The organism is Sphingomonas sp. GW821-FHT02B09 (genome assembly GCF_059421875.1).
In genome coordinates, this window is the sequence record NZ_JBWKVV010000006.1 from 139191 (window position 1) to 165061 (window position 25871).

General features: G+C 66.5%; 24 protein-coding genes and 1 pseudogene. 15 read left to right on the forward strand and 10 right to left on the reverse strand.

What is annotated here, in order from left to right:
• Positions 1-32 precede the first annotated feature (32 nt).
• Positions 33-1463, reverse strand: a complete 1431-nt coding sequence (locus AC07U4_RS19875; protein ID WP_495196706.1) for an IS1182 family transposase — start codon at positions 1461-1463, stop codon at positions 33-35.
• Here AC07U4_RS19875 and AC07U4_RS19880 point away from each other — a divergent pair.
• The gene (locus tag AC07U4_RS19880) at positions 1462-2631 is read left to right on the forward strand and encodes an FAD-dependent monooxygenase (protein WP_495196707.1); all 1170 of its coding nucleotides are present in this window, start codon (positions 1462-1464) and stop codon (positions 2629-2631) included. The two genes, AC07U4_RS19875 and AC07U4_RS19880, sit on opposite strands and share 2 nt — an antisense overlap.
• Positions 2632-2773: 142 nt before the next feature.
• Here AC07U4_RS19880 and AC07U4_RS19885 read toward each other — a convergent pair whose 3' ends face one another.
• Positions 2774-3505, reverse strand: coding sequence for an AraC family transcriptional regulator (locus AC07U4_RS19885; RefSeq protein WP_495196708.1), 732 nt, complete (start codon positions 3503-3505; stop codon positions 2774-2776).
• 136 nt (positions 3506-3641) lie between these two features.
• Between AC07U4_RS19885 and AC07U4_RS19890 the strand changes: the two genes are divergently transcribed.
• The 4 genes from AC07U4_RS19890 to AC07U4_RS19905 are packed head-to-tail and all read left to right on the forward strand — an operon-like array spanning position 3642 to position 8237.
• A complete protein-coding gene (locus AC07U4_RS19890; protein ID WP_495196709.1) occupies positions 3642-5741 on the forward strand; it encodes an FUSC family protein in 2100 nt (699 codons plus the stop codon).
• Positions 5738-5953 (forward strand): DUF1656 domain-containing protein, encoded by a 216-nt coding sequence (locus tag AC07U4_RS19895; RefSeq protein WP_495196710.1) that lies wholly within the window; start codon positions 5738-5740, stop codon positions 5951-5953. Before AC07U4_RS19890 ends, AC07U4_RS19895 begins: the two co-directional genes overlap by 4 nt.
• Entirely contained in the window at positions 5950-6846 is an 897-nt protein-coding gene (locus AC07U4_RS19900) for an HlyD family secretion protein (RefSeq protein ID WP_495196711.1), read from the forward strand. The genes AC07U4_RS19895 and AC07U4_RS19900 overlap by 4 nt, the downstream gene beginning before the upstream one ends.
• A complete protein-coding gene (locus AC07U4_RS19905) occupies positions 6843-8237 on the forward strand; it encodes an efflux transporter outer membrane subunit (protein WP_495196712.1) in 1395 nt (464 codons plus the stop codon). The genes AC07U4_RS19900 and AC07U4_RS19905 overlap by 4 nt, the downstream gene beginning before the upstream one ends.
• Positions 8238-8558: 321 nt before the next feature.
• On the opposite strand, the gene AC07U4_RS19910 is transcribed toward AC07U4_RS19905, so the two are convergent.
• The 4 genes from AC07U4_RS19910 to rpsU all read right to left on the reverse strand — a co-directional run bounded on the left by AC07U4_RS19910 (position 8559) and on the right by rpsU (position 9604).
• Entirely contained in the window at positions 8559-8681 is a 123-nt protein-coding gene (locus AC07U4_RS19910) for a hypothetical protein (protein ID WP_495196713.1), read from the reverse strand.
• A 175-nt stretch (positions 8682-8856) separates the two neighbouring features.
• Complete coding sequence (locus tag AC07U4_RS19915; protein WP_495196714.1) at positions 8857-9069, reverse strand: hypothetical protein; 213 nt, start codon at positions 9067-9069, stop codon at positions 8857-8859.
• A gap of 110 nt (positions 9070-9179) precedes the next feature.
• Positions 9180-9383: a DUF5818 domain-containing protein gene (locus tag AC07U4_RS19920; RefSeq protein ID WP_495196760.1), complete on the reverse strand. Its 204-nt coding sequence runs from the start codon at positions 9381-9383 to the stop codon at positions 9180-9182.
• A 20-nt stretch (positions 9384-9403) separates the two neighbouring features.
• Positions 9404-9604: a 30S ribosomal protein S21 gene (gene rpsU, locus AC07U4_RS19925; RefSeq protein ID WP_495196715.1), complete on the reverse strand. Its 201-nt coding sequence runs from the start codon at positions 9602-9604 to the stop codon at positions 9404-9406.
• A 187-nt stretch (positions 9605-9791) separates the two neighbouring features.
• Between rpsU and AC07U4_RS19930 the strand changes: the two genes are divergently transcribed.
• The 3 genes from AC07U4_RS19930 (at position 9792) to AC07U4_RS19940 (ending at position 12259) form a co-directional block, all read left to right on the forward strand.
• Positions 9792-10067: an HU family DNA-binding protein gene (locus AC07U4_RS19930; protein WP_495196716.1), complete on the forward strand. Its 276-nt coding sequence runs from the start codon at positions 9792-9794 to the stop codon at positions 10065-10067.
• A 78-nt stretch (positions 10068-10145) separates the two neighbouring features.
• Positions 10146-11015, forward strand: a complete 870-nt coding sequence (locus tag AC07U4_RS19935; RefSeq protein ID WP_495196717.1) for a 3'-5' exonuclease — start codon at positions 10146-10148, stop codon at positions 11013-11015.
• A gap of 152 nt (positions 11016-11167) precedes the next feature.
• Positions 11168-12259: a tyrosine-type recombinase/integrase gene (locus tag AC07U4_RS19940; RefSeq protein WP_495196718.1), complete on the forward strand. Its 1092-nt coding sequence runs from the start codon at positions 11168-11170 to the stop codon at positions 12257-12259.
• Between the two features lie 376 nt (positions 12260-12635).
• On the opposite strand, the gene AC07U4_RS19945 is transcribed toward AC07U4_RS19940, so the two are convergent.
• Complete coding sequence (locus AC07U4_RS19945) at positions 12636-13421, reverse strand: BrxR family transcriptional regulator (RefSeq protein ID WP_495196719.1); 786 nt, start codon at positions 13419-13421, stop codon at positions 12636-12638.
• A gap of 74 nt (positions 13422-13495) precedes the next feature.
• On the opposite strand from AC07U4_RS19945, the gene AC07U4_RS19950 reads away from it, so the two are divergent.
• From AC07U4_RS19950 to AC07U4_RS19965, 4 genes are all read left to right on the forward strand, one after another.
• Positions 13496-14641, forward strand: coding sequence for an exonuclease SbcCD subunit D (locus AC07U4_RS19950; RefSeq protein ID WP_495196720.1), 1146 nt, complete (start codon positions 13496-13498; stop codon positions 14639-14641).
• A complete protein-coding gene (locus tag AC07U4_RS19955) occupies positions 14638-17715 on the forward strand; it encodes an AAA family ATPase (RefSeq protein WP_495196721.1) in 3078 nt (1025 codons plus the stop codon). The genes AC07U4_RS19950 and AC07U4_RS19955 overlap by 4 nt, the downstream gene beginning before the upstream one ends.
• A gap of 69 nt (positions 17716-17784) precedes the next feature.
• Positions 17785-18342, forward strand: a complete 558-nt coding sequence (locus AC07U4_RS19960) for an SLATT domain-containing protein (RefSeq protein ID WP_495196722.1) — start codon at positions 17785-17787, stop codon at positions 18340-18342.
• A complete protein-coding gene (locus AC07U4_RS19965) occupies positions 18339-19874 on the forward strand; it encodes a nucleotidyltransferase (protein ID WP_495196723.1) in 1536 nt (511 codons plus the stop codon). The genes AC07U4_RS19960 and AC07U4_RS19965 overlap by 4 nt, the downstream gene beginning before the upstream one ends.
• Positions 19875-19961: 87 nt before the next feature.
• On the opposite strand, the gene AC07U4_RS19970 is transcribed toward AC07U4_RS19965, so the two are convergent.
• On the reverse strand, positions 19962-20411 hold the full coding sequence (locus AC07U4_RS19970; RefSeq protein ID WP_495196724.1) for a hypothetical protein: 450 nt from the start codon (positions 20409-20411) through the stop codon (positions 19962-19964).
• A 233-nt stretch (positions 20412-20644) separates the two neighbouring features.
• Between AC07U4_RS19970 and AC07U4_RS19975 the strand changes: the two are divergent.
• The 3 genes and pseudogenes from AC07U4_RS19975 to AC07U4_RS19985 all read left to right on the forward strand — a co-directional run.
• A pseudogene (locus AC07U4_RS19975) lies at positions 20645-20800 on the forward strand (transposase); the annotation flags it as partial.
• A gap of 100 nt (positions 20801-20900) precedes the next feature.
• Positions 20901-21278 carry a transposase gene (locus AC07U4_RS19980; protein WP_495196725.1) on the forward strand — a complete coding sequence of 126 codons (378 nt, stop codon included), beginning with the start codon at positions 20901-20903 and terminating at the stop codon, positions 21276-21278.
• A gap of 318 nt (positions 21279-21596) precedes the next feature.
• On the forward strand, positions 21597-24965 hold the full coding sequence (locus AC07U4_RS19985; protein WP_495196761.1) for a DEAD/DEAH box helicase: 3369 nt from the start codon (positions 21597-21599) through the stop codon (positions 24963-24965).
• Positions 24966-24993: 28 nt separating this feature from the next.
• On the opposite strand, the gene AC07U4_RS19990 is transcribed toward AC07U4_RS19985, so the two are convergent.
• Entirely contained in the window at positions 24994-25383 is a 390-nt protein-coding gene (locus AC07U4_RS19990; protein ID WP_495196726.1) for a type II toxin-antitoxin system VapC family toxin, read from the reverse strand.
• Positions 25380-25679, reverse strand: coding sequence for an AbrB/MazE/SpoVT family DNA-binding domain-containing protein (locus tag AC07U4_RS19995; RefSeq protein ID WP_495196727.1), 300 nt, complete (start codon positions 25677-25679; stop codon positions 25380-25382). The genes AC07U4_RS19990 and AC07U4_RS19995 overlap by 4 nt, the downstream gene beginning before the upstream one ends.
• Positions 25680-25871 lie beyond the last annotated feature (192 nt).

Consider the following 25871-nt stretch of genomic DNA (forward strand, 5'->3'; position numbering starts at 1 on the left):
GAGCGCGTCGCCAGCCCACGGAACGGCGCGGATCAGGCCCGTACTGCTTGGATCAGCCCCTGTACGCCGACGAGGTTGATCGCCCGCCTGAGGTTATAGGCGAGCGCGGTCAGGCTGAACTCGGCTCGGACCTTGTCGAGACCGCGCATCAGGAAGGCGCCCTGGTTCATCCATTGCTTGATCGAACCGAAGGGGTGTTCGACCGTCTCGCGCCGGATGTTCAAGATCTCGGGCCGGGCGGCGAGGCGTGTCGCCATGCGATCGAGGACGGCCTCACCTTCCCATCGGGTGATGCGGCGGAAGTTTCCGCGGGCGCACTGCGCCTTGAGTTCGCATCCGCCACAGGCACGCGGGTTCGAATATTGCACCATGGTATGACCGCCCTGGAACCAGCGATAGCGTGTGTCGAGCTGCTGGCCGCCGGGGCAGTGATAGCAGTCTGCCCCTTCATCGTAGCGGAACCGCTCCTTGGGAAAACGGCCGTCGCCGACCGCCGTACCCCGCTGGGGGCGGGCGACATAGGGCGTGATGCCGGCCCGCTCGCACGCGGCGATGTCCTCGCCCATGTAATAGCCCATGTCGGCGACCACATCGATCCGCTCGACGCCGAGAATATCCTTCGCCGCGCCGGCCGTTTCGGCCAGAAAACCGAGATCGCTGCCCGCATTGGTGACGTGCTGCTCGACAATCAGCTTGTGCCTGGCATCGACCGCTACCTGCGCGTTGTAGCCGACGCCGACCTTGGGATGCGCTGCCATCGCCCGCGCGTCGGGATCGGTGAGCGATAACTGGCTCTCGCCGCTGGCCTTCAACTGCTCCAGCATCGCCTCGCTGACCTGGCGCTGCTCGCGCACCCTGGCGATCTTCGCGGCCAGCGCTTCGCTCCGCCTAGTCATGCCCGGCGGCTCGCCGCGGTCGGCATCGTCGAGTTGCGCGAGGTATTTCTCCAGCCGCTCGTCGGCGGACCTGACATACTTGTCGAGCTTGGCCTTGGTGAAGTTGCGCGTCCGGCTGTTCACCGCCTTCAGCCGCGTGCCATCCACCGCCAGCAACTCGCGTCCGAACAGATCGAGCTTGCGGCACAGCACCACGAACGCGCGGAACACCGCCTTGAACGCCGAGCGGTTGTCGCGGCGAAAGTCGGCGATGGTCTTGAAGTCGGGTCGAAGTCCCCGCAGCAGCCAGATCAGCTCGAGATTGCGGGTCGCTTCCGCCTCGAGGCGCCGGCTCGACCGCACCCGATTGAGATAGCCGTACAGATACAGCTTGAGCATGTCGGCCGGATCGTAGCCGGGACGCCCCGTCGCCTTCGGTCGTGCCCGCTGAAAGCTGGCTTCGCCCAGATCGAGGTCGTCGACGAAGGCATCGATGAACCGCACCGGATTGTCCGGCGACACATAATCCTCCACCGATGCCGGCAGCAGCAGCGCCTGATCGCGCGCGTGACCCTCGATATACGCCATGTCCGCAGCATATGCCGATCCGCGACCGGACGGAATCATAGACGCGAGTTTCCGCACGGTCTGGATCGTCGAGCGAGCCCCGACGATCAGACTGGTCGGCTATCCGATCGACCTTCGCGCGGTAGCGATGGACGTTGCCGTCCGAATGGGTATCGGTCCAGATTTGCAGACTGCGGATATCGATTCGCGTCGGGTCACCTTTGTCGATGGCGATGGGAAGGAGATAGTCGCGGTCGATCCCGATCGGGTGAACGGGAGCGTGCGGGGCCGGGATGTGGAAGTCCCGCGCGGGGTTCTCGCCTCGCTGATAGCGGGGCTGACCCGTGATCGCATCGACTACAGGTTTGGCGTTTCGATCAGCTCGTTACAGGACGACGGCACGGGTGTCGTGGCGACGTTCGATGACGGCGCGACCGAGCGGTTTGATATCGTCATCGGTGCCGATGGCGTCCATTCGCACACCCGCGCACTCGCCTTTGGAACGGAGAGCGGCTTCACCCATCCCCTCGGGTTCAGCTTCCTCGGATTTTCCATCCCCAATGCTTTCGGCCTGGACCGCGAAGCGATCATCTCGAACGTGCCGGGGCGGATGATCGCGATCTATGGAGCGGGCGTACGGCCTGAAAAGGTTTTCGTGCTGATGGCGTTCGCCCACCCGTATCCTCTCGGACGCGAAGCCCGCGACCCCGCATTCCAGCGCAACCTCGCCGCCAAGGCGTTCGCCGGCGCAGGTTGGTGGGTGCCCGATCTATTGCAGGCGATGGGATCGGCCAACGATCTTTATTTTGATCAGGTCGAGCAGGTCCGCATGCCTGCCTGGACGACGGGGCGCGTGGCGCTGGTCGGGGATGCGGCGTATGCCCCGTCCTTCCTGACGGGGCAGGGATCCAGCCTGGCACTGACCGGCGCTTATGTGCTGGCCAGCGAGCTCGCGCGCCATCCGGATCACCAGACTGCCTTCGAAGCTTATGAGCGCAAGTTCCGGCCCTTCGTCGAGCGCAACCAGGCCACCGTCGCGGAAGGCGCGGTCGGACTCATCCCGATGACGCCGGAGCAACTCGAACAGAGGACGCAGGGGCTCGCCGAAGCGGCCGAAGCACCGGCTAATCCGACCGACATGGCGCGTCCGGAGCATGAAGCCTTGGATTTGTCGGAATACGTCGCCTAGGTCTCTGGGCTCTTCATGTGCCGCGGCTACGCCGGACCGCTACTGATCGGTGCGCCCCCGCCGACACGAGAGGAGGGGCACGCACTTGACTTGATCGTTCATCGACAGGGCGAGCTGCCATCCCTCGTGTGTTCGGTCTTGCTCACGCTTCCTTGCGCTGCGCGAAATACTGCGCGGGCGTGCTACCGAGCGCCTTGCGGAACATCGTGATGAAGGCGTTGACCGACTCATAACCCAGCTCGCCCGCGACCCGTTGCACGCTGGCGCCGCCCGCCAGCTCGCGCAACGCGACGACGAGGTGCAGCTGCTGGCGCCAGCGACCGAACGTCAGGCCGGTCTCGCGGATCATCAGCCGCGCGAGCGACCGCTCGCTCATAGCGACGCAAGCGGCCCAGCCGGCGAGCGTGCTGCGGTCAGATGGCGCAGCAGTCAGCGTGTCGGCGATGGTGCGGATCCTGGCATCGCTAGACACCGGCAGGTTGAGGCGCTGGCGCGGCATCTCGGCCAGCTCGTCGAGCATCACGCGCGCAAGCCGGGCGGCGTGGCCATCGGGCGGATAGTCGCTCGGCTCATGCGCCAGACGATCGATCATGGCGCGGATCATCGCCGTCAGTTCCAGCGCGCAGCAATGGTCGGGCAAGCGGCTCGCGCCGGGCTCGACGAACAGATAGTCGACCCGCGCGTTCGCGGTCGCGCGCGCGCTGTGCGGCACCCCGCCTGGGATCCAGATGCCGCACCCCGGCGGCACGATCCACACGTCGTCGGCAGCGGTGCAGGTGACGGCGCCGTGCGACGCCAGGATCAGCTGCGCCTTGCGATGGACGTGGGTGGGCACCTCGGCGGCATGATCGGTGAAGTCGAGCCGGTGGGCCATGGCGGTCGCCTCGGCAGCATCCGGGTCGAGGATGGCAATGGCTGAGCGGGCGGGTGGCATCAGATTGGCAGCTTATAGGGATCGATTGTCCGGATAGCTAATACACGGCCCTGCTGCGAATGGCTATCAACAAGCCATGGGATATTGGCTCTTCTGGTACGGCGGGTGGATCGGACCCGAATGGACGCTGCCCGTATGGCGATGGCCGCGCTGGCGCATCCCGCTGCACAACGCTGCCGTCAGGACGGACGCCGAGGCGCTGCTGTTCTCTGCCAAGAGCTTCGCCGCCGCAATGCTGGCCTATTGGATCGCGCTTCGCATCGGGCTGCCGCGCCCGTCCTGGGCAATTGTCACGGTCTACCTCGTATCGCAGCCGTCCGCCGGCGCCTCGCTTGGTCGCGGCGTCTATCGTCTGGCGGGTACGCTGACGGGCGCGATCGCGACGGTGGCGATCGTGCCGACCTTCGCGAACGAGCCGGTGGTTTGCAGCGTCGTGCTGGCCGGCTGGATCGGGCTGTGCCTGTTTCTGTCGCTGCTCGACCGCACCCCGCGCGCCTACGCCTTCGTGCTGTCCGGCTACACTGCCAGCCTGATCGGCTTCCCCGCGGTCAGCGCGCCCAGTACGATCTTCGACGTCGCGTCGGTCCGCGTGCAGGAGATTGCGCTCGGCATCCTGTGCGCGGTGCTGGTCCATCGCTACGTCCTGCCCCGGCCGATGATCGGGCAGTTCCGCGCCAAGCTGGCGGCGACGATCGACGACGCTCGCCGCTTGGCGGGGGATGCCTTGCGCCATGCGTCGGAGCGCGAGCGCCACGACGATCGCCAACGGCTGGCACTGGACCTGCTCGCTGTGCGCGGGCTGGCGACGCACCTTCCCTATGATCCGGTGGCAGCCAGGCCGGACGATGCGACGCTGCGATTGCTGCACGACCGCCTGGCGCGGCTGCTGCCGCTGCTCGCTGACGTCGCGGAGCGGATCGACGCTATCGACGCGGACGAGCGCACCACGCCGGCTGCGCTGGCCGAGCTGCTGCGCGACGTCCGCCGCTGGATCGCGTCCGAGGTGCCGCTGGAACGCGACAGCGGCGCACTATGGCTGGTCCATCGCGCTCGCGCCCTAGCGCAGAGCGGGTCGACGAGCCTCCCGGACCCCCTCGCGGCCAATGCCGCCGGCCACCTCGCCGAGCTGGTTGCGCTGCTCCACGATTGCGAGCGGCTCGCCCACGAGGCGCGGACCGGCCTGTCGCGACGCCGCGCCGGCCCGCTACTGGGCGACGAGCGACCGGCCGGCTATGTCTTTCACCGCGATCCCATCATGGCGGCGCGCGCGGCGGCCGGCGCGATGCTGGGCATCACGCTCGGCTGCATGGGGTGGATCTGGTCGGCCTGGTCCGATGGCGGGCTGGCGGTTTCGGTGCTGGGCGTCACTTGCGCGCTGTTCGGCAATGTCGACGCGCCTGCGCCCAACGTCCGCAGATACATCACGGGCTCGATCTGGGGCGTCGCGATAAGCCTCGCCTACAGCTTCGTCGTCCTGCCGCGCGTCACCGACTTCGTCGTGCTGGTCGCGTGCCTGGCACCCGCCTTCCTGCTCGCCGGGTCTTTGCAGGCACGGCCGGCGAGCGCCTTCATGGCGCTCGGCATCACGCTGACCATCCCGATCCTCGTCGGGCTGGGCGCGGACTATGGCGGGGACTTCGCCGAGGCGATCAACAGCAGCGTCGCGCTGTTCGTGGGCGTCGGGTTCGGCGCGGTCAGCATGTCGCTGTTACAGACAGTCGCACCCAACACCGGGATCGACCGGCTGCTGCGCCTCGGCCGCCGCGACGTGGTGCGCCGCGCACGAGGGTACGGCCCCGCCGAGGCACGGTGGACCGGGCTGATGATCGACCGCGTCGCGCTGCTGCTGCCACGCCTCGGCCTGTCGACGCGATCGACTGGGGATGGCCTCGACGAGGCGGTGCGCCAACTGCGGATCGGTCACGCCGCGGGCCGGCTGCACCGGCGCCTCCGCCATGGCGCCGGCCCGATTCCGGACGAAGCGCGCCAGTTGCTGTCCGACCTCGCTCTTGCCTTTGCGGATGCCGCCTTGACCGACACCGGCCCGCTGAGCCGGACGGCGGAGCGGCTGGGCGCGCTGGCGGCCGCCAGCGAGGAGTATTGCGCGCTGCTCGATCCGCTGATCGACCTGCGGTTCGCGCTGGCCTTGTCCGGCAACCGGGAAGGATCAGCATGATTTCCGACCTCGATCTCGGTGGCGTCCTCGTTCCCGGCGCGCTGGCACTTGCCTGCCTGGCGCTGGCGCTCACGGTTGGGTTGCTGCGCCTGCTCGCCGCCGTCGGCGTCGCCCGGCAGATCGCCTTCCGGCCGCTCGTCGAGCTGGCCGTCTTCATCATCCTGCTCGCCCTGCTGGTGCAGGGCCTGCCCGCAATCGGACCGCGTCCATGAAGCCTGTTCTCGCCCTCCTGGTACGCTACGCCGTGACGCTCGGCGTCGTCGCGGTCGCCGTGCTGCTTGCGCTCAGTCTGTGGCACAGTCAGCAGCGCACCCCCTGGACCCGCGACGGCCACGTCCGCGCCGACGTAGTGCGCGTGTCGACCGACGTCGGCGGCCTCGTCACGCAGGTGCCGGTGCACGACAACGAGCTCGTCCGCCCCGGTCAGCTGCTGCTAGTCCTCGACCGGCCGCGCCTCGCGGCGGCGATCGGCCGGGCGGACGCCGCGATCGCCGAGGCGCAGGCCCAGCTCGACCAGGCGCGCAAGGAGGCACGGCGAGACCTGGCGCTCGGCGACCTCGTCGCGACGGAGGCGCGCGAGGAGAATGTCGCCAAAGTCCGCACGTCGGAAGCGACGCTGGCGCGCGCGGTGGCGGACCGCAACGTCGCGCGCGTCGACATGCAGCGTACCGAGATCCGCGCCACCGTCGCCGGCACCGTCACCAACCTCGACATCCATCCCGGCGACTATCTGGCGGCGGGCGCGCAAGCGATGGCGTTGGTGGACAGCGCCTCGCTGCGCGTTGAGGGTTATTTCGAGGAGACCAAGCTGCGGCACGTCGCCGTCGGCGACCGCGCGCGCATCCACCTGATGGGCGACGAAGCCGAACTCGCAGGCCATGTCGAGAGCATTGCCGCCGCCATTGCCGACGACCAGCGCGACGATAGTGGCAATCTCCTGCCCAAGGTCGCGCCGACTTTCTCGTGGGTGCGGCTCGCGCAGCGCATCCCCGTGCGTATCCACATCGATCGCCTGCCGGCGGGCATCCGGCTGATCGCCGGGCGGACCGCGACGGTGGAGATCGTGCCGGGTGACGTCACGGCCGTCCGGGGCACTCGCCCGTGAGGTGCTTTCTTGCTCCCTGCCTCGTGCTGCTGGCGGCGGGCTGCGTCGCCGGGCCAGACTATCGCGTGCCCACGGCCGCCATCGTCAACCGCCCTGCGGCGTCGGCGCCATTCCTCGGCGGGCGGAGCCCCGGCGTCACCCAGGCGGACCTTCCGCCGCGCTGGTGGCGTCTCTACGGCGATCCGCGCCTCGATGCTTATGTGGCTGAGGCTTTGGGCGCGAACACCGACCTCCGCGCCGCCGACGCCAACCTGCGCCGCGCCAGTGCGATCGTGCGTGAGGCGGAGGCCGCGCGCACCGTGACCACCGGCTTCAGCGGGCAGGCGGCAGGAGCCCGGATCGGCGGCCCGACCGGCGCCTTGCCCGCGCCGTTCAGCTACGCGCTTGGGCTCGACCTGAGCTACCCGCTCGACTTGGCGGGCGGCATCCGGCGCGGAATCGAGGCGGCGGACGCGCAAGGAGAAGCGGCGCTCGCCGCGCGCGACCAAGTGCGCGTGGTCGTGGCGGCGGCCGTGACGCGCAACTATGCCCGCGTCTGCGCCAACGGCGTGGCGCTGGCGGCCGCACGCCATGTCGTCGCCATCCAGCGCCAGACCCTCGACGTCGCGTTGCGCATGGCGCGCGGGGGACGCGGCACGCGCTTCGACAGCGACCGGGCGCGGGCCGCCGCTTTCGCTAGCGAAGCCGCTATCCCCAACATACTCGCCGATCGCAAGGCCGCGCTGTTCGCGCTGGCCGCGCTGATGGGACGCGTTCCCGTCGACTACCCGCGCGAGCTGGAAGGCTGTGTCGCCATTCCGGCGCTCACGCGCCCACTGCCGGTCGGCGACGGCGCGATGCTGCTCAAGCGCCGCCCTGACGTGCGGCGGGCCGAGCGCCTGCTTGCCGCCGCGACCGCCGGCATCGGCGTCGCGACAGCCGACCTCTATCCCCGGGTCAGTCTCGGCGGGTCGGCGGGAACCGCGACGTCGGTCGGCCACGCGCTGACGCCGTCCTCGTTCGGGTTCAGCCTCGGCCCGCTCGTCTCCTGGTCGTTCCCCAACCGCAAGGCGGCCCGCGCCCGCATCGCCGAGGCCGGCGCCGACACCGACGCCGCGCTGGCCGAGTTCGATGGCTCGGTCCTGCTCGCCCTCCAGCAGACTGAGACCGCCCTGTCCGCCTATGCACGTGCGCATGACCGGCTAAACGCACTGGAGCGGGCCGCCGATGCGGCCGGTCGAGCGAGCAACGATGCCGGAAAGCTGCAACGGTTCGGCCGCACACCCTTCCTCGACGTGTTGAACGCGCAGGCGAGCTATGCCGACGCCCAGACCAGCCTGTCTGTCGCGCGCGCCACCCTGGTCGACCGGGAGATCGATCTCTTTCTTGCGCTTGGCGGCGGGTGGGAGTGAGGATGGCTGTCCATGGCTCTCCCGCTTGACCACAACGTTGGGAAAGCGCTTACTCGCTCGCCGTTCGAGAAGACGCCGGGCTTCCGGCCAACCAGACCGACGGCGATCTTCATAGGGTAGGTGCTTGATGGCCCTTCATATATCTAGAGTCTAAGCAGACTTTGCACGATGTTGACTGTTTTTTTGAAGCCAATTTGCTACGGAAAAAGGACCGGCCTTTCTGGTCTCCTATGAGCATACTTCAACTGCACCATGCCAAGATCCAATGGCATAGCTGCCGGGAAGACCGCACAGTCGAAACTGGAATGTGCGACCGCCTCCTCAACGACTCCGTGCGCGCAAATACCCCATTATGCCGGCATGGATCATGACGATCAGCACGCTGCCCAGGATCACCGGTAGCGTTGTCGCAAACGCGCGCAGCACGTCGCCGGCAACGATCATGCGGGTGTGATCATAGATCAGCCATATCGCCCCGGTGGCGAGCGCCCACCATATCAACCTGGCAACAGAGTACATCTGCGGGCGTGACCGGGAAATTGCTCTGGCATCGAAACATCGTCACCGAACGCCCTCTGATAGCGCACAGCGGGCAAGGCATACGCTTGGTAGCGGCGGATCAACTGCAAATCTCGCGTTCCGCATCACGTATGGCCTTTTCCGCATCGCGCTTGATGGTAGCGGCGGATGAACGCTCGGCTTGGTCGGCCATGGTGTCCCATCGCTCGGCGGCATGGAGCGCGCGGGCGCGCACCTTGGGCAGGCTTGTGGCGTCAGCCTCCTGACGCTGCTCCTGCGCACGTCGACGGTACAGTTCGGCATCGTTGCTCATGCTTGAGGCATATAGCAGGGATTGCGGTCGTCGCTGAACAGGGTGGGGCAGGCGGGGCTGCATCATGGTGCAATGGAGCACCAACAACCATCTGGAAGCCCGTCATCCTCTCAGGCAGGCGCCACGCCATCGGCATTGACGAGATCGACGCCGACCAGGGTGCCGACCAGCCGCACCCGCTTCTCGGCCAGATCCACCGGTGTGCGATGCAATTCCAGCATATAGCGGCCGCCAAGGTCACGACGCAGGTAAAAGGCGCCGCCATCGCGGATCAACGTACCGGTCTCATCGATCCGGCTGCCGATCATCCTCATGCCTGGCCGGGCCCCGCCGGTCATTGATCGCGTTCGGCACGCTTGCGATCAGCCTTGCGAGCGCGGCTGATCGCGGCTGCCCGCTCGCGGGCGCGCTTCTCGGATGGCTTCTCGTAAAGGCGGCGCAGCTTCATCTCGCGGTAGACACCTTCGCGCTGCAGCTTCTTCTTCAAGGCACGCAGTGCCTGATCGACATTGTTGTCGCGGACGATGATCTGCATGGCGGTGGGGCTTTCGTCTGGTCGTGGTGTGGGTGGCGAGCGGGGCTGTATGGCGGGGTGAAGGGCAAGGCAAACGACCGGTCCGGCATTGATCGGCACGCAGGTCTGGCAGCCTTGGTGGAGGCGTGCGATTGATCCTGCGCGGTTTTGCCGCGTAAGGGAGTGGACCAAATCTGGGATGACATTCATGAATAACGCCGAACTCGCCGAAACCCTGGTCGCCAATCATGCCATGTCGAAGGCCGATGCCCGCAAGGCGGTCGACGACCTGCTGGCCGCGATCGTCGCTGCTACGGCCAAGGGCGAGGAGGTCTCGCTGACCGGCTTTGGCAAGTTCAAGGTCAAGGACAGCCCGGCCCGTGAGGGCCGTAATCCGGCAACCGGCGAAACCATCCAGATCGCCGCATCGCGCAAGCTGACGTTCGTGCCCGCCAAGGCGGTCAAGGACGCGCTGAACGGCTGATCGCATCGCTACCGGTGCCACTGCTCCTCCCGGGAGCGGTGGCATAGGTCGGTCATGGCAGGGTAATGACTGCGGGCTATGAACGATGAAACATCCGCGCACGAGCGGGCAGCTGCCCTGCTCGACGGGCATCCCGACTACCGGGTGTTGCGTGCATTGCCCCCGCCCGGGGCCTATCCCGTCGCGAAGCCGCAAGGGCAGGTGCGCACCGCCGCGGTCATCGATGTCGAGACCATCGGCCTCGATGCGGATCACCCGATCATCGACCTGGCGATCCAGCGCATCGCCTTCGACGCACGTGGCGTGATCGTGCAGGTCGGCCAGCCCCGGCAATGGTTCGAGGACCCCGGCGTGCCGATCCCGGCCGAGATCACTAGGCTGACCGGCATCACCGACGCCGATGTCACTGGCAAACGCATCGATACCGCTGAGGCCGTCAGCCTGATCGCAAGCACCACTGTCGCCATTGCCCACAATGCCGCCTTCGACGCCCCCCGGGTCGAACGGCGTCTGCCTGCCATCGCCGGCCATGCCTGGGCATGCTCATGCAACGAGGTGCCATGGCCCGAACTGGGCTTCGACGGCCGCAAGCTCGGTCACCTCCTCATGCAGCAGGGCCTGTTTCATCACGGCCACCGGGCTGCGGTCGACGTCTGGGCGACGATCAACCTGCTTGGCAGCGCGATGGCCGATGGCGAAACCGCGCTGGCCAAGCTCATCCGGCAGGCGGAGCAGGCGAGCGCGAGGATCGAGGCTGCGAATGCTCCGTACGATGCCAAGGATGCGCTGAAGGCGAGAGGGTATCGCTGGCATCCCGACAAGCGGGCCTGGTGGACCGAGATCGCCGCGGCAGATGAGCCGGCCGAACTTGAATGGCTGCGTGATACCTGCTCCTGCACCCATCCGCAAATCTCCTCCGTCACATGGAAGCAGCGGCATCGCGGGTGAACGCGGACAGTCTGCATTTTCAGGTTGCACGAACCCGCTCCGCGGGAGGGGTGCGTGCGGCGCGGTTGAGATGATGGAAGGGACGTTGAGCTTGGATTGAGCGCGGCAGAAGGCAGGCAGAACATCAAGGCTCCACCAGAAGGAGCCATGCCATGACGACCCTCGTTCCTGTTGCCGTCAGCCCGTTACGCCAGCGTCTCATCGACGAGATGGATATACGGCGCTTCGGCCCTGAAACGCAGCGCAACTACATCCGCGACGTCGGGCGGTTTGCGACGTTCCTGGGGCGTCCGCCTGACACGGCAACGGCGGAGGATGTGCGGCGCTTCCAGATCGAGCAGTGTGACCTTGCCGTGCCGGCGCCGACCATGAACGCCATCGTGTCGGCCCTGCGGTTCTTCTTCATCCAGACGCTCGACCGGCCGGATCTGGCCCGCAAGCTGATCCGCATGCGGCATGAGCGCAAGCTGCCGGTGGTGCTGAGCCAGGACGAGGTGGCGCGGCTGCTGGAGGCGACCACGTGCCTGAAGCATCAGGCGGCGCTGTCGGTCGCGTACGGCGCCGGACTGCGTGCGGCTGAGGTCGCCGCCCTCAAGGTGCGTGACATCGACAGCGAGCGCATGCTGCTGCGGGTCGAGCGCGGCAAGGGCGGGCGGTATCGTAACGCGATGCTCCCGGTCGGGCTGCTGGCGCTGCTGCGGGAATGGTGGCGGGTCGGCCGGCGGGAGGGCGTGCTGCACGCCGATGGCTGGCTGTTCCCCGGACAGCACTACCTCAAGCCGCTCAGCACGCGGCAGATCTACCGGGTGGTGGTCGAGGCGGGGCAAGCGGCGGGCATCGGCAAGCGGGTCGGACCGCACACGCTGCGGTACTGCTTCGCGACGCACCTGCTCGAGGACGGCATCGACGTTCGCGGCGGTGCCGACCGCCAGCAGGTCATGACGCTCGCCGCCGACGAGTTCATCCGCCGCTTCCTGCTCCACGTCCTGCCGAAGGGCTTCCATCGCATCCGTCACTACGGCCTGCTCGCCGGTGCCACCCGCAAGGCGCATCTCGAACGTGCCCGCGAGCTGCTCGGGGTCGCACCGCCCGCGGCGCCCGACGCACGGGCCGAACCGGACGACATCAGGCCGCCATGCCCTTGCTGCGGCGGGCGCATGGTCGTCGTCGAAACCTTCGAGCGCCAGTGCCAGCCCCGCGCACCACCGGCTCGTGCACCACTATCCGGGATGCAGGCGTCGTGACCCGGCACGGCCCGAGGGCAACATACCCCGCAGCGCCGGTGCGTGCGGAGACGACGTCGTTTGCGCCGACCGCCGCCAGAGGGGCAGTCACAACAAGCAGAGCCGGGCTACCCGCACTGGCGAACCCGTCACGCCCTCCTGGAACCGGCCGGTTCGCACTCAGGCTCGCACCCGCGCCTGTCGTGTCCCTGGCCACCGCAGCCGGACGGAAACCGAAAACCCCATAGTGCACCGCCTGTGGCCCGCGGGTTCGGGCTTCCAAAACTTTCGTACGCCTGCCGGCATCCGAAACTCTTCAGAAAAGCGGCCTGGCGGCTTTCGGGCACCAATTGTCTGCAAATGGCCGTTCATTCATTTGGCAGCGAGTAGGACGCCGTTACTCGTCCGGCATGTGTTCCAGCCTAGAGCTAGGAAGGTCGAGTCCCCAGCGACGATCGAGGTAGAAGGCGAGGGCAGCTCGCGTCTGGACGATCAGAACCTCGGCGTCTGCGAAGCCGTACTCATCCCGCGCCGTCCGCTGCTGTTCCGCCGAGAGGTCACCTCGTGGACGTAGCGCAACCCGGACCTTTGTTTCCCAATCTAGGTCGAGCGGCAGTGCTTCGGGTAGCGGCTGGGTCGCGAAGCTGCTCGCCTCCGATACCCGTACCGGCAGGTAGTCGCGCCACTCGTCGTGCCGGTAGCTCCATGCTCGGAAGTGCAGGCGCTCGCCGTCGTATCCGATCCGCGTCGGCGCGATCCACTGCGAAGTGGTCTTGCCGGAGCTCATCGATACGTAGTCGATCTCAATCTTGAGGTTCCGATCCATTGCCTGGAATAGGTGCCGCATAATTCCGGCGGGGCACTGCCGCTTGGGCATCGGCAATTCATCGAACCGGCCGGCGGCGCCGTCTGCGATGACCTCGAGCATGGGCGGTAGTTCGCCCGGGCCCTCGAGACCGATATGCCGATCCGATGCGACGTACGTCTTCCGCACCGTATCGTAGAACGGCAGCGGCTCCCGGCAGCGCGCGAGATACTCGCGGAAATCGACTGCGGCCTGGGCGGGCGAGATGCCGAACTTGCGGGTCAGGGCGCTGCGGTTCGCCTGCCCGCGCCACCGGAAGCACTGGTCCAGATACGCTAGACGCGATCTGACCGTTCGACGGAGATCCTGTGCTTCCATGCGCGACCGCTACTTGACGGAACCAACGGTGTCCATATAGCTTCTGCACGTATATCCACTATACGGAGACACAGGTGCGAATTCTCCATACCGGCGATTGGCATCTCGGGCGGCAGTTCCATGCGGCGTCGCTGGACGAGGACCACGACGTGGTGCTCGCCCAGGTAGAGGAGGCGATCGCGGCGCATGCGCCCGACGTCCTGATCATCGCCGGTGACGTCTTCGATCGAGCGACGCCTCCACAGACCGCGCTCAGGCGGTTCAACGACTTCGTGCGGCGGGTCGGGGCGACGAGCCCCACGGCAATCGTGCTGATCGCGGGCAATCACGATTCGGCGGCGCAGATCGGGATGATGGGCGTGCTGGCGGATGCCGACCGCTCCTTGGTGCGCGGCCCGCTCGATCCCGAGGAGCGGCCGCTCCTGCTCTCCGACGAACACGGCCCGGTGGCGATCTCGGCCCTGCCATTCTCGTACGAGTTCGCCGCGCGCGCATGCTATGGCAACGACAACATCTCATGCCCCGCCGACGTGCTGCGCGAGCAGGTCGCGAGCGCCAGGCGTCACCTTCCCGACGGCGCGCGCTGGGTGGTCGTTGCCCATGCCTTCGTCGAGGGAGCGTCTACCAGCGAGGGCGAGCGGCCGCTCACCCGCGCCGTCGGGGGCATCGAGACGGTGCCCTCGTCGGTGTTCGAAGGCGCCCACTACGTCGCGCTCGGACACCTCCACCGCCCGCAGGCGGTCGGCGCCGAGCACGTGCGCTATTCCGGAGCCCCGCTCGCCTTCGGCTTCGACGAGGAGGGGCACGAGAAGTCGATGACCCTCGTCGACCTAGCCGCGGACGGCTCGGTGACGACCACGCCGATCCCTTTCGTGCCGCGGCGGCGCATCCGCACGCTTCGGGGAAGGCTCGCCGAACTGCTGGCCGCGCCGGAAGCGTCGGACGATCTGATTAGCGTCGTGCTGACGGACAACACGCCTCAGATCGATCCGATGAAGCGCATCCGCAGGCTGTATCCGCATGCGGTCCAGCTCGCCTACGAGCGCAACGCCACGCCGGGCGAGCAGCGCTTGCGCGAGGGGAGGGCGGCGCTCGAGCGACCGCAGGAGGTGATCGCCAACTTCGTCGGCTTCGTCCGGGAGCAGGAGATCAGCGAGGCGGAGCGTGCGCTCGTCGAGACGGCGCTCGGCGACATGGCCGTGGCGGGAGAGGATGCATGAGGCCCGTCGTCCTCACCATGACGGCTTTCGGTCCCTACGCCGGCACCGAGCTCGTCGACTTCCGTGAGGCCACTGACTCCGGTCTCTTCGGCATCTACGGCGCAACGGGCTCGGGCAAGTCTTCGATCTTCAACGCCATGACGTTTGCGCTGTTCGGCGTCGGCGCCAAGCCGGAGCAGTCGATCGCCACGATGCGGTCCGGTCATGCAGATGCGGACCGTCTGACGGAGGTGTCGCTTCTCTTCGAGCTTGGCGACAAGCGTTACTTCGTGCGACGTCAGCCGGATCAGTCGCGGCCCAAGATGCGGGGCGAGGGCGAGACGGTCAGCACTCACAAGGCGTGGCTCTTCGATGCGACCGCGATCGCCGTCGACGACGTGACCGCCGACAACTGCGGCGTCGTGCTCGCCGAGATTAAGGTCGGCGAGGTGCTGAAGCTGGTGAAGGAACTGCTCGGCTACGGCGTCGAGCAGTTTCGGCAGATCGTGTTGCTGCCGCAGGGTCGCTTCGAGCGGTTCTTGATCGCCGACAGCAACCAGCGGGTCGAAATCCTGCGCGACCTTTTCGACGTCAGCATCTATCGCCGCATGGCCGCACGGATGAAGGAGGACGCCGCGGCGGCGAAGCGCGACTTCGACGACGGTCACCGCCTTGTCGCCCAGCGCCTCGCAGACGCTGGCTACGCCAGCACGGACGATCTCGCGGCTGGCATCTCTGCGGCTGCGGAGACGGCGCAGGCTCATCACGACGAAGCGACGTCGGCCGAAGGTGTCGCCCGGACGGCCGAGCAGGCGCATCTTACGGCCGAGGCGGTGGAAAGTCGCTTCAAGGCTGCGGAAGATGCGGAGCGCCGCAGGCTCGAGCTGGAGCAGGAGCGGGCGGAGATCGAAGGTATTCATGTCGTCCTGACTCGTGCCGAGAAGGCCCAGCGCGCCGTCGATCTTGCATCCCGCTTGACCGAACTCGAGGCGGCGCGCGTGACAGCCGTGAAGTTGGAGAAGGACGCTCGGACAGTCGCGGAAAATGCCGACAGGCAACACGGCATCTGCGAGGAGGCCGCCACGCTCGCTCGAGGCAATGCCGAGCAGCTCGAAGGCCTCTCCGCCCAGGCGGCGGAGGTCAAGCGTCGCACGGACCTGCTCATGGGTGCAGCGGACCTGAAGAAACATTGGTCTGCCAAGCGAAGTGATCTGGATGGGACTGAGAAGGCGTTTGATCGCTCGGAGGGCGAACGCGTCCGACTCGACGCGCTCCATGTCCGCCTGGGAGATGAAGTCGAGAGCGCACGCAAGGCCACGCTCGAGCAGGCGGAACTGAAGGCGCAGCTCGTCAACGCGACTGCAGAACATGCTGCAGCCAAGGCCTACGACGCAGTGGACCGGAAGGTCGTGGGCGCTCAGAGCGATGTCGAGCAAGCCAAGAAGGCGAGGGATGCCGCCACCAGTGAGGTCGAGCCGCACCGCATCGTTGCCACCGCCGCGGAGGGGGCCTTCATCGACGCGCAGGCCCAGGTTCTGGCAAGCATGCACCTGACCGATGGCGAACCCTGTCCCGTCTGCGGGAGCGCGGAGCATCCGTCTCCCGCACACGGCGACGGCGATCCTCGTGCGCTCGAGACGGAGATGCGCGCTGCCCGCGAGCGCCTCGATCGCGCAGTGCGGACGGCCGACCTCGCCGAAGCCGCGGTCAGAGCCGCCGAGGCGACGTTAGAAGAGCGCGTTGCCGAACTCGCTGCGCTGACGGCGCCCAGGTCGTCCGTCGCTGACGCGGCCAGCGCAGTCGCGCGCGTCCAGGGCGAACTCGACGCCCTTGGCAAGATCCCCGCACCTGCCGAACTCGAGCAGCAGGCCGCACAGGCGAAGGCCTCGCTGAGCACTGCCGTCGCGGAGGCGGAGAAGACGCGGGAGATCCTGCAGAAGGCCCGCACCGAGGAGGCCGTTGCCGCCCGTTCGTACGAGGATGCGATTGCCGGCGTGCCGGAAGCGCTCGGGGCTGAGGGCGCGCTGGAGCGGGAAGGCGCGGCCATCGCCTCATCGATCAGGGTGTTGCGTGACGCGCTGGCGGGAGCGGAGGAGGCTCTACGGAACGCCGCAACGGCGAGGGACACCACCGCCGCCAAGGTGCTCGGCGCGATCGATGCCGTCGCGCAGGCCGAAACCGAGGTGGAGAAGGGACGACTGAGCTTTGAAGCTCGCCTTGCCGAAGTGGGGCTGAACGAGGCGGCCTATGAACTCGGATGCGTGGATATCCCTCAGATCGCTGCGCACGCGGAGCGGATCCGGGCCTATCGGAACGATGTGGCGATCGCCGAGGCACAGGCAACGGCCGCCGCCGAGGCGATCAGGGATGTGGAGCGGCCCGACCTCGCCGCTCTCGCGGTGGCGATGGACGGCGCACGGGCCGAGTGTCTGAGGACCCGCACGGCGGCTGCCGACGCCGATGCCGCGAGGAAGGTGCTGGACGACCTGCTCTCGTCCCTGCGCAATCAGCTGGAGCGACTGACCAGACTGGAGGAAGAGACGGGACCGCTGCGCGGGCTCGCCGACGCCTTCACCGGCGACAACCTGATGAGAACGCCGCTCGAGACGTTCGCGATCGGCGCCATGTTCGACCACGTCCTCGACGCGGCGAACCTGCGGCTCGATCCGATGACTGGCGGCCGCTACCGGTTCGAGCGAGACCTGCAGGCGATCGGCGGCCGGACCAAGCGCGGCCTCGACATCCGCGTGCACGACATCCAGACCGGGCGGCCTCGTGAGATCAGCACGCTGTCCGGTGGCGAGACGTTCATCGCTGCGCTGTCGCTCGCGCTCGGCCTCTCCGACATCGTCGAGATGAGCCACGGACGCATCCGCCTGGATACGATCTTCATCGACGAGGGGTTCGGGAGCCTGGACACCGAGAACGACAGCGGCACGCTAGATCTCGTCCTGCAGGTGCTTCAGGAGATCGTCGGCCGGAACCGTGCCGTCGGCCTAATTTCGCACGTGCCGCTCGTCCAGCAGGCCGTGCCGAACGGCTTCTCCATCGTGAAGGGGATGGGTGGGAGCCGTGTCGAACGAAGGGCGGCCTGACCAATGACGGCCGACGATCAACGAGCCGCTTGCCGGAGGCACGATGTGGCCGGAGGAGTACAGGACACGATGACCGAGTTCACGCAACTGGAAGATCAGATCCGCGAGTGCTTCGGCCGGGTCGTCTACACGCACAAGACCCACGAGAAGATGGGCGATCGTTGCGGACGGACGCTTCGACGGTTCAAGCTCGCTCAGATCGTCCTCACCGCGGTCACGGCGTCGGGCGCCTTCTCGGTCATCTTCCTCGACCAGGTCGCGCTGAAGATCGCCACGGCCGTAGCTTCGATCGCGAGCCTGATCATCTCGGGATACATGAAGGGCTTCGATCCGGGCGGGACTTCGCAGAAGCATCGGGATGCGGCGGCGAGCCTGTGGCCGATCAGGGAGTCGTACCTGTCGCTGCTGACCGACCTGCGCACGCAGCGAATCTCGGACGACGCCGCCGTGAAGCGGCGCGACGATCTCCAGGCGAAGCTCGCCGCCATCTACAAGGGCGCGCCCCAGACGACCGCCGCCGCCTACTCGGACGCGCAGGACGCGCTGAAGAACCGGGAGGACCTGACCTTCTCGGACGGGGAGTTGGATCTGCTTCTCCCCTCGTCGCTGCGAAAGGCCCAGGCATGAGCCAGCGCAACGTGATTGGGGAAGTGCTGATCGAGGACCTGGCGGAGACGCTGCAGGTTCCGCAGTCCCGCTACGAGGCGGCGGACCGCAGCTACAGGTCGGTCGCGGACTGGCTGGATCGACCCGCCTCCGTCTTCGCCGGTGTCGATCTCGACGTCTACACCCAGGGTTCGTTCCGGCTGGGAACGGCCATCAGGCCATTGAGCGGAGAAGAGCACTACGACCTGGACGTCGTATGCGAATTCGATCTTGGCAAGTGGGATCAAACGCAGGCTCAACTGCACGCGGACCTTGGCAGGGAACTGAAGTTCTACGCGGCTCGATACGGCATGGAGGCTCCCTCCCCATGGGATCGATGCTGGACGCTCAACTATGCGGACGAAGCGCAATTCCACATGGACGTCCTCCCGTCCGTGCCGGATGGTCAGCGCCGGAGGCTGATCCGCGAACAGGCGTCTTCGTCCTCCGACCTCGTGAGGGATGCGATCTCGATTACCGACGCGCAGCACCATAACTACCGTCGGCTAAGTGATGATTGGCCCGCCAGCAATCCCAACGGCTACGCGGCATGGTTCCTGGGCCGGATGCGACCGGTCTTCGAGAGCCGGCGGAGGGCCATGGCGATCGAGGCCCGTGCCGACGTCGCGGACATTCCGACGTATAGGATCCGTACGCCACTGCAGTCGGCAATCCAGATCCTAAAGCGTCACCGCGACATGAGGTTCGTCGACGAGCCCGAGGGAAGACCCAGCTCGATCGTGATTACCACATTGGCCGCGCACGCCTACGGGCAGGAGAGCACCATCGCCGGTGCGCTGCTCAGCATCCTCGATCGCATGGATGCCTACGTGGAATGCCGTTCCGGCGAGTGGTGGATAGCGAACCCCTCCGATCCGCGGGAGAACTTCGCCGACGCTTGGAACGACGACCCTTCGAAGCAGGTAGCGTTCGACGACTGGCTGCAGACCGCACGAGCGGATTTCGCCGCCGCGTCGAGGCTCGGCGACGCGACAGAGTTCGTCGACGTCCTCGCTCCCAGGATCGGTCGTGACCTCGTCGAGGCCGCCGTCGCGCGCCGTGGAGGCTCACGACGGCCGGCTGTCACGTTCGCGGCACGGGCGAACCGTGCGATGCGGCGGGTGCTCGATGCACCGCATCGCAGACCAGCCAGCTGGCCAACCTTCCGTGACGGCAGCGTCGACATCGTGGTCGCCAGCGCGATGCGCGACGGCTTCAGGCCTCAGGTCTTCGGAAGCGGCGAGCCGATCGCCCGCGGCTCGGAGCTGCGCTTCGACGCTAGAACGGACGTGAAGCGTCCATTTGACGTGTTCTGGCAGGTCGTGAACACCGGCGAAGCCGCGAAGCAGGCGCGCGACCTCCGCGGCGGCTTCGACGTGGGCGACATCACCCCCGGCGTACTCTCCCGCGAAGAGACGGCGACGTATCCGGGCAGCCACAGCATCGAGTGCATCATCGTGAAGGACGGGCTGCTTGCCGCAAGGAGCGGACCGTTCCTAGTCACGATCGCGTAGTTAGGGCCGGGACCCACTAAGTACTGCCAAACGATAAGGGTTGCAGTAAAGGCCGTGGCCGAGAAGAAGGCGGTAAGGCATCAAACCTCATCCTACATTCGGGCGAGCCTTCATCAGACGGCATGCGAGCATCTGGTCACCCCATCGTGTGGCGAACGTCTCGGATATCTCGAACCAGCTGCCATCGTTGCCGACTCCATGGTTGCGTCCCATGCAAGAGCACTGGCACTCGTGGCCGACCGCATTCAGGCAAGCCGGGGAACAGTTCTCCTGTTCGCGGTAGGGTTGGATCACGTAGACCGCCCCAAAGGTGGCAAGCGCACGTTCCACGAAGTCGTTGAACCAGGCCTTCGGTATCTCCCAACAGCGTTTGCTGGCGATCCATGCGGGCGAGGTGCGTCTGTCGTTCTGCAGCCAGGACCGGTTAGTCTCAGCATATGGAAGCCGCAGCCGCAACAGCTCCCCCTTACCGGTCCTGCGAAGGATCACCGGGACCTCGCGCTGGTTCCAGATGCTTGTGAGTTGCTCGGCGTCCATCCCGATTGCCCCAGGTTGATCGTGCAACCGCCAGCGACTGGGCCGACATCGAGGGCAGCTTCGGTCACGTCCCGTCCGGATCGGTTCCACGTCACTCTCACCGATGAACTGCCGCTCGTCTATGCAGTTTCGCTAGGATGATCGCCATCATCGCGGACAGTGATCGCCATCATGTTGGAACGCTGATCGCCATCATCGAGGAATCGTGATCGCGATGATGTCGGAATCCGCATATTGCCGATCCGCGCGATCCAGTGCGGGTGATTCATCGCCTGGATGACATTCTGCGTGCCCGTGTGTTCGCGATTGCGTGCGGCTATGAGGATGCCGATGATCTCGATGCTCTGCGCGACGATCCAGGCTTCCGCCTGGCGCTCGGCAATACGCCAGCGGGCACGGTGCACGTGGCAGTCCCCAGGACCGCCGGTCATGACGGGGCAGCCTTTCTACCCGCAATCGGAGCGTGGGTGCCTCTCCGTGCGCGCGGTCATGCTGGCGGTCGCCGGGATGTACGTGAAGGGCGTCTCGACGCGCCAGGCCGAGGCAGTGCTGCGCGAGTTCGGTATCGAAGGCTTGTCGTCGTCGCAGGTCAGCCGCGCGGCTGCCCTGCTCGATGACGAACTGGAGGCGTGGCGGACGCGCCCACTGGGCAAGATCCGTTACCTCGTCCTCGACTCGACGCGCGGTACGAGAAAATGCGCCAGGGCGGCGTTGTGCGCGATGCTGCGGGGGACTGTCGTTGGGCCCCTGACCTCTGCGCCACGCTGGGTGAGCGATGGGCTTGATGCGACAAGTCAGGCTGGACGCTGCCCAAGCCTATCCACTATGCTGGTACGCAGTGGACAATGTACGGGTACCTTGGTGTGAACACCTTCCGTCACAGCATCCTGCAGCTGGCAAGGGAGATGGCCGACAGTGGTCAATATCGTGGTTGGCGATCGATTGAGGCACGGCTGCGGGGCGATGGTCTATCTCGTGTCCGTGAGGCACTGAACGACGCCGATGTCAGGCATGAACTTGATTCCCGTTGCAGGGTAATGCGCGCTACTCCCTGATGAAATACAGGCCGCATCATGGGACAACCGCGCATTTGGCCCCTTATCAACAAGCAGGGTGGCCTTCGCTGTTATGATACCGGACATTACCGACGCTCTTATAAGGTGCGCCATCACGAACGCGCGGATGATGGAAGCGGGTCGGGAGTATTGGCGGAGCGGCCGTATCGGGCGGCTGGAAGTGGGCGCGGACGGGGTGGTTGTTTCCGCTTCGGTGAAGGGTACGGCGCGCACCCCTTACCTTGTCGAGCTGCGCTTTCGCCAGGATGGAAGCGTCATGACATCCTGCACGTGCCCGGTCGCGATCGGTTGCAAGCATGCCGCGGCGGTTTTGTTCGCGCTACAGGCTGCGAAGACGGTCACCAGATACGATGCCAGCGACGCGAAGTCGGGCTGGAAGGGAATCCCGGTCGAGCATGCGGCACCACGCCAGACGGTAGAGCCGCTGCCGGCAGCGCTGGCGCAATGGGCGGCAGCGATAAAACCGCTTACCAAGCGGCATGGCATCGAACCATATCCCGCCGCTCGGGCCATCCTGTATGTCGTGAAGGTGCAAGCGGTCTCCGGCACCGCAAAGCTGTCCAGGAAACGGCCGCTGGCAGCGATGACGTCGCCGGGTTGCGCGCTGCGCCTGATCATCGAGCCGGTCGATGTTGCACTCGATGTCGATGGCAAGCCGACAGGCAGCGGCACCAAGGTGTACGCGGGCAGCCTCTATCCTGGTTACGGCAGCCCGGCACACATGAGTGACGAGGATCGCCTGATCGTTCGCCGGCTGCAACAGCGGCTCGGCGACACCGATCATGAAGGTTGCCTGAGCGGGGCAGGGGGCGCCGACCTTCTCGTACGCATCATCGCGACGGGGCGATCGCGTTGGGAGAACCCGCGCGGGCCGGTACTGTCGTCGCAGGCGGCAGCGACGGCACGGCTGACGTGGATGCACGATGATCTTGGTCACATGCGGCTGTTGGTCGACGGCATCGGCTCGAACAGCGTGGTGGCGCTGGTCGCTCCACCGGTCCTGATCGATACGGTCGGCGGGGCGGTCACGCCGCTCGACCTGGCGGTATCCGCAGCGCTGGCCGAGCAGCTGCTGCGGCTGCCGCCTGTCGGCCCGGAAGCGGTCGCGGGGCTGGCAGCGCGCTGGAGCGATCTGGTGCCGGGGGAAGTGCCCGCGCCTGTCGCCCCCGATATCCGGGACCTGGGCGTGATCGCGCCGGTCCCGGTCGTGTCGCTGTGTATCGACAAGGTTGCCATCGAAAGCTGGTCGCGCTCACGCTACCGCCATGATCATCGCATGCAGGTGCCTTGCGCGCTCGCCCGTGTCAGCTTCGACTATCAGGGAACCATCGTCGATGCTGTGACGAACGATCAGACATTGCTGCTACGCGATGGCGACACCCTTACACGCCTCACGCGCGACGAGGATGCGGAGGACGCGGCGTTCAACCGCCTGATGCTCGCCGGGCTGATGCCGCTTCACGATTTTGACGAAGCTGCTCCGGTCGCGCGGCAGGGGTGGGACCAGGTGCCCGATCTGCCGGCATCGGCAGAGGACTTCACCTCGTTCCTGATCTACGAGGCAGAGCCACTGCGCGCCGAAGGCTGGCGCGTCGAGACGACGGCAGGCTTTCCGCTGCGCGTACTGCCGGTCGAGGCCGAAGGCTTGTCCGCGGCAGTGGTGCCGTCCGGAATCGACTGGTTCGACATCGAGCTGGGCGTGACCGTGGACGGGGCGCGGATCGACCTCGTTCCCGCGCTGCGACGGATGCTCACGACATTCGAGGCCGGTGAGTTCGGTGCGCTGAGCCGCGACCTTGCCGACGCGGATGACCTGCTGCCGGTGGCGCTAGGTGACGGGCGGGTCGTGACGGTGCCGGCTGCTGCGATGCTGCCGGTGCTGCGGGCGCTGCTCGCATTGGCCGCGAACGATGCGACGCCGGTCGGGGCTGGCGGTCGGTCGGGGTTCTCGCGGTTCGACATGGGGTTGCTCGGTGAACTGGAGGCGACGACGCCGGCGCTGGCGTGGAGCGGTGCCGACGCGTTGCGGCGACTGGCGCGCGAACTGACGCAGCTACGGTTCGCCCCGACGCCGCTGCCGCCGGGGTTCACGGCCATGCTGCGGCCATATCAGCAGACCGGCTTCGACTGGCTGGAAGCGCTGGCACGTGCCGGCTTCGGCGGATTGCTCGCCGATGACATGGGGCTGGGCAAGACCGTGCAGACGCTGGCGCATATTATGTCGCGCAAGGCGGTGGACGCCAGCCCGGTACTGATCGTCGCACCGACCTCGGTGCTGCCCAACTGGCAGGCAGAGATCGCGCGCTTCGCACCTGGCCTGTCGGTGCTGGTGCGGCACGGCGCTGGCCGCCACGATGCGACTATCCCGATCGGCGGATGCGACGTGGTGTTGACCAGCTATCCGCTGCTGGTGCGTGATGTCGATATTCTCGCCAAAGAAACGTTCGCACTCGTCGTGTTCGACGAGGCGCATGTGCTCAAGAACCCGCGCACCGGCAGCCATGCCGCGGCGAAGCGGTTGCAGGCGCAGCGCCGGATCGCGCTGACCGGCACGCCGGTCGAGAACCGGCTGACCGATGTATGGGCGCTGTTCGACCTGGTCGTGCCCGGCCTGCTGGGATCGCAGCGCGACTTCCAGCGGCTGTATCGCACCCCGATCGAGAAGCACGGTGACGGCGAGGCGCGTGCCCGACTGGCACGAAAGCTCAGGCCGTTCATGCTGCGCCGGACAAAGGACGCCGTGGCACCCGACCTGCCGGCCAAATCCGTCATCCAGGTCGCGGTCGTACCTGCCACCGCGCAGATGGCGCTGCATGAAAGCCAACGCATCCTGATGCAGCAGCGCGTGCGTGACGAGATCGCGCGTGTCGGGCTGATGCGTGCACAGATCATGGTCCTGACCGCACTCACCCGGCTGCGGCAGGTGTGCTGCGACCCGCGGCTGCTGCCGGATTGCGGCACGAAGCCGCCGGGCTCGGCTAAGCTGGAGCGCCTCATCGAATTGTTAGGGGAGCTGATACCGGAAGGACGGCGGATCATCCTGTTCAGCCAGTTCACGTCCATGCTCGATCTCATCAAGCCGGAACTTGATCGGCTCGGTCACGGCTGGGTCGAGCTGACCGGCACGAGCAGGGACCGCCGGACGCCGGTCGCCCGCTTCCAGGCCGGGGAGGTGCCGCTGATCCTCGTCAGCTTGAAAGCGGGCGGCACGGGGCTGAACCTGACGGCTGCCGACACCGTGATCCTCTACGATCCGTGGTGGAACCCGGCAGTGGAGGCGCAGGCGATCGACCGCGCGCACCGCATCGGCCAGCGCAAGCCGGTGTTCGTCTACCGCATGATCGCCAGTGGCACGATCGAGGAGAAGATCCTTGACCTCCAACACCGCAAGGCCACACTCGCCGACGCGATGTGGAGTGACGAGGCGGCGACCTCAGCTGGCTTGACGCAGGAGGACATCGACTTCCTGCTCGGGTAGCCGTGCCAAGAAGTATCTGTAGGTTAAGTCAGGGGCGGATCAGTTCGATCCGAAGCCCCTTAACCTTCACCTTCTTCCATTCGCGATCACCTGTGAGGGCAGGGACGCCGAGTTGAAGAGCCAGCGCCAGGCAGGACCGATCACCTAGGCCGCGGCCGTACTGACGCGTCTGGGCGTGCAGAGCCGCAGCCGCATATGCCGCACTGACATCGTGCGCGCGGACATCGAGGCGGAGTTCATCGAGCAGTTCGCGGGTTGTTGCCTCGTCGAGTCCGCTGAGCAGCAGCTCCTTGATGACCCCCTGGAGGTTGACCGCCGAGATGGCCGCACGACCGATATGTGGTACGACCTTGTCGGCACCGGGTTCGTCCCGAACCAGCGCCAGTACCGCGGATGCGTCGAGGACGACGGAGGTCATTGCGCTTCCCCATCCTCGTCATCGGATGTGACCTCGCCAAGGTCAGCGGCAGCCTCAACCTTTCGGTCATGCAGGAAGTTCTCGGTCGTGCGCACCTGCTTGGCATGTTCGCGGTAGAGCGCTTGCGCTCGCGATACACCATGTCCGATCGGCGACAGCCGGACCTGATCGTCCTCAACGGTCAGGATGACCTTGGCATCTCCGTGCAGCCCCATTGCCTTTCGCACTGAGGCAGGAAGTACCATGCGGCCATTACTGGCCACCTTAATATCCATGGTTTGCGTGACCATCATCATGCCTCCTAAAATTTAGGCTCGAGTAGCGATATGCTACTTACGGCTGAATGGCAAAGACCGACGGTGGGGCATGGCCGCAGGATTGACCAGGATAATCCGCCCATCTGGGTATACCCGATTGCCACAAATCGGTGAACGACACCTGCTGCAGCCATAATGGGTCGGTTTGATTGGCCAGGCTACCAGATATCG

Coding starts and splice junctions, on each gene's coding strand:
- AC07U4_RS19945 (WP_495196719.1), bottom strand. CDS start 13,421: ATGGAAGCACAGGATCTCCGTCGAACGGTCAGATCGCGTCTAGCGTAT.
- AC07U4_RS19880 (WP_495196707.1), top strand. CDS start 1,462: ATGTCCGCAGCATATGCCGATCCGCGACCGGACGGAATCATAGACGCG.
- AC07U4_RS19955 (WP_495196721.1), top strand. CDS start 14,638: ATGAGGCCCGTCGTCCTCACCATGACGGCTTTCGGTCCCTACGCCGGC.
- AC07U4_RS19890 (WP_495196709.1), top strand. CDS start 3,642: ATGGGATATTGGCTCTTCTGGTACGGCGGGTGGATCGGACCCGAATGG.
- AC07U4_RS19920 (WP_495196760.1), bottom strand. CDS start 9,383: ATGAGGATGATCGGCAGCCGGATCGATGAGACCGGTACGTTGATCCGC.
- AC07U4_RS19900 (WP_495196711.1), top strand. CDS start 5,950: ATGAAGCCTGTTCTCGCCCTCCTGGTACGCTACGCCGTGACGCTCGGC.
- AC07U4_RS19915 (WP_495196714.1), bottom strand. CDS start 9,069: ATGAGCAACGATGCCGAACTGTACCGTCGACGTGCGCAGGAGCAGCGT.
- AC07U4_RS19895 (WP_495196710.1), top strand. CDS start 5,738: ATGATTTCCGACCTCGATCTCGGTGGCGTCCTCGTTCCCGGCGCGCTG.
- AC07U4_RS19965 (WP_495196723.1), top strand. CDS start 18,339: ATGAGCCAGCGCAACGTGATTGGGGAAGTGCTGATCGAGGACCTGGCG.
- AC07U4_RS19935 (WP_495196717.1), top strand. CDS start 10,146: ATGAACGATGAAACATCCGCGCACGAGCGGGCAGCTGCCCTGCTCGAC.
- AC07U4_RS19995 (WP_495196727.1), bottom strand. CDS start 25,679: ATGATGATGGTCACGCAAACCATGGATATTAAGGTGGCCAGTAATGGC.
- AC07U4_RS19980 (WP_495196725.1), top strand. CDS start 20,901: ATGCTGGCGGTCGCCGGGATGTACGTGAAGGGCGTCTCGACGCGCCAG.
- rpsU (WP_495196715.1), bottom strand. CDS start 9,604: ATGCAGATCATCGTCCGCGACAACAATGTCGATCAGGCACTGCGTGCC.
- AC07U4_RS19970 (WP_495196724.1), bottom strand. CDS start 20,411: ATGGACGCCGAGCAACTCACAAGCATCTGGAACCAGCGCGAGGTCCCG.
- AC07U4_RS19910 (WP_495196713.1), bottom strand. CDS start 8,681: ATGATCGTTGCCGGCGACGTGCTGCGCGCGTTTGCGACAACGCTACCG.
- AC07U4_RS19985 (WP_495196761.1), top strand. CDS start 21,597: ATGGAAGCGGGTCGGGAGTATTGGCGGAGCGGCCGTATCGGGCGGCTG.
- AC07U4_RS19990 (WP_495196726.1), bottom strand. CDS start 25,383: ATGACCTCCGTCGTCCTCGACGCATCCGCGGTACTGGCGCTGGTTCGG.
- AC07U4_RS19885 (WP_495196708.1), bottom strand. CDS start 3,505: ATGGCCCACCGGCTCGACTTCACCGATCATGCCGCCGAGGTGCCCACC.
- AC07U4_RS19940 (WP_495196718.1), top strand. CDS start 11,168: ATGACGACCCTCGTTCCTGTTGCCGTCAGCCCGTTACGCCAGCGTCTC.
- AC07U4_RS19930 (WP_495196716.1), top strand. CDS start 9,792: ATGAATAACGCCGAACTCGCCGAAACCCTGGTCGCCAATCATGCCATG.
- AC07U4_RS19875 (WP_495196706.1), bottom strand. CDS start 1,463: ATGGCGTATATCGAGGGTCACGCGCGCGATCAGGCGCTGCTGCTGCCG.
- AC07U4_RS19960 (WP_495196722.1), top strand. CDS start 17,785: ATGACCGAGTTCACGCAACTGGAAGATCAGATCCGCGAGTGCTTCGGC.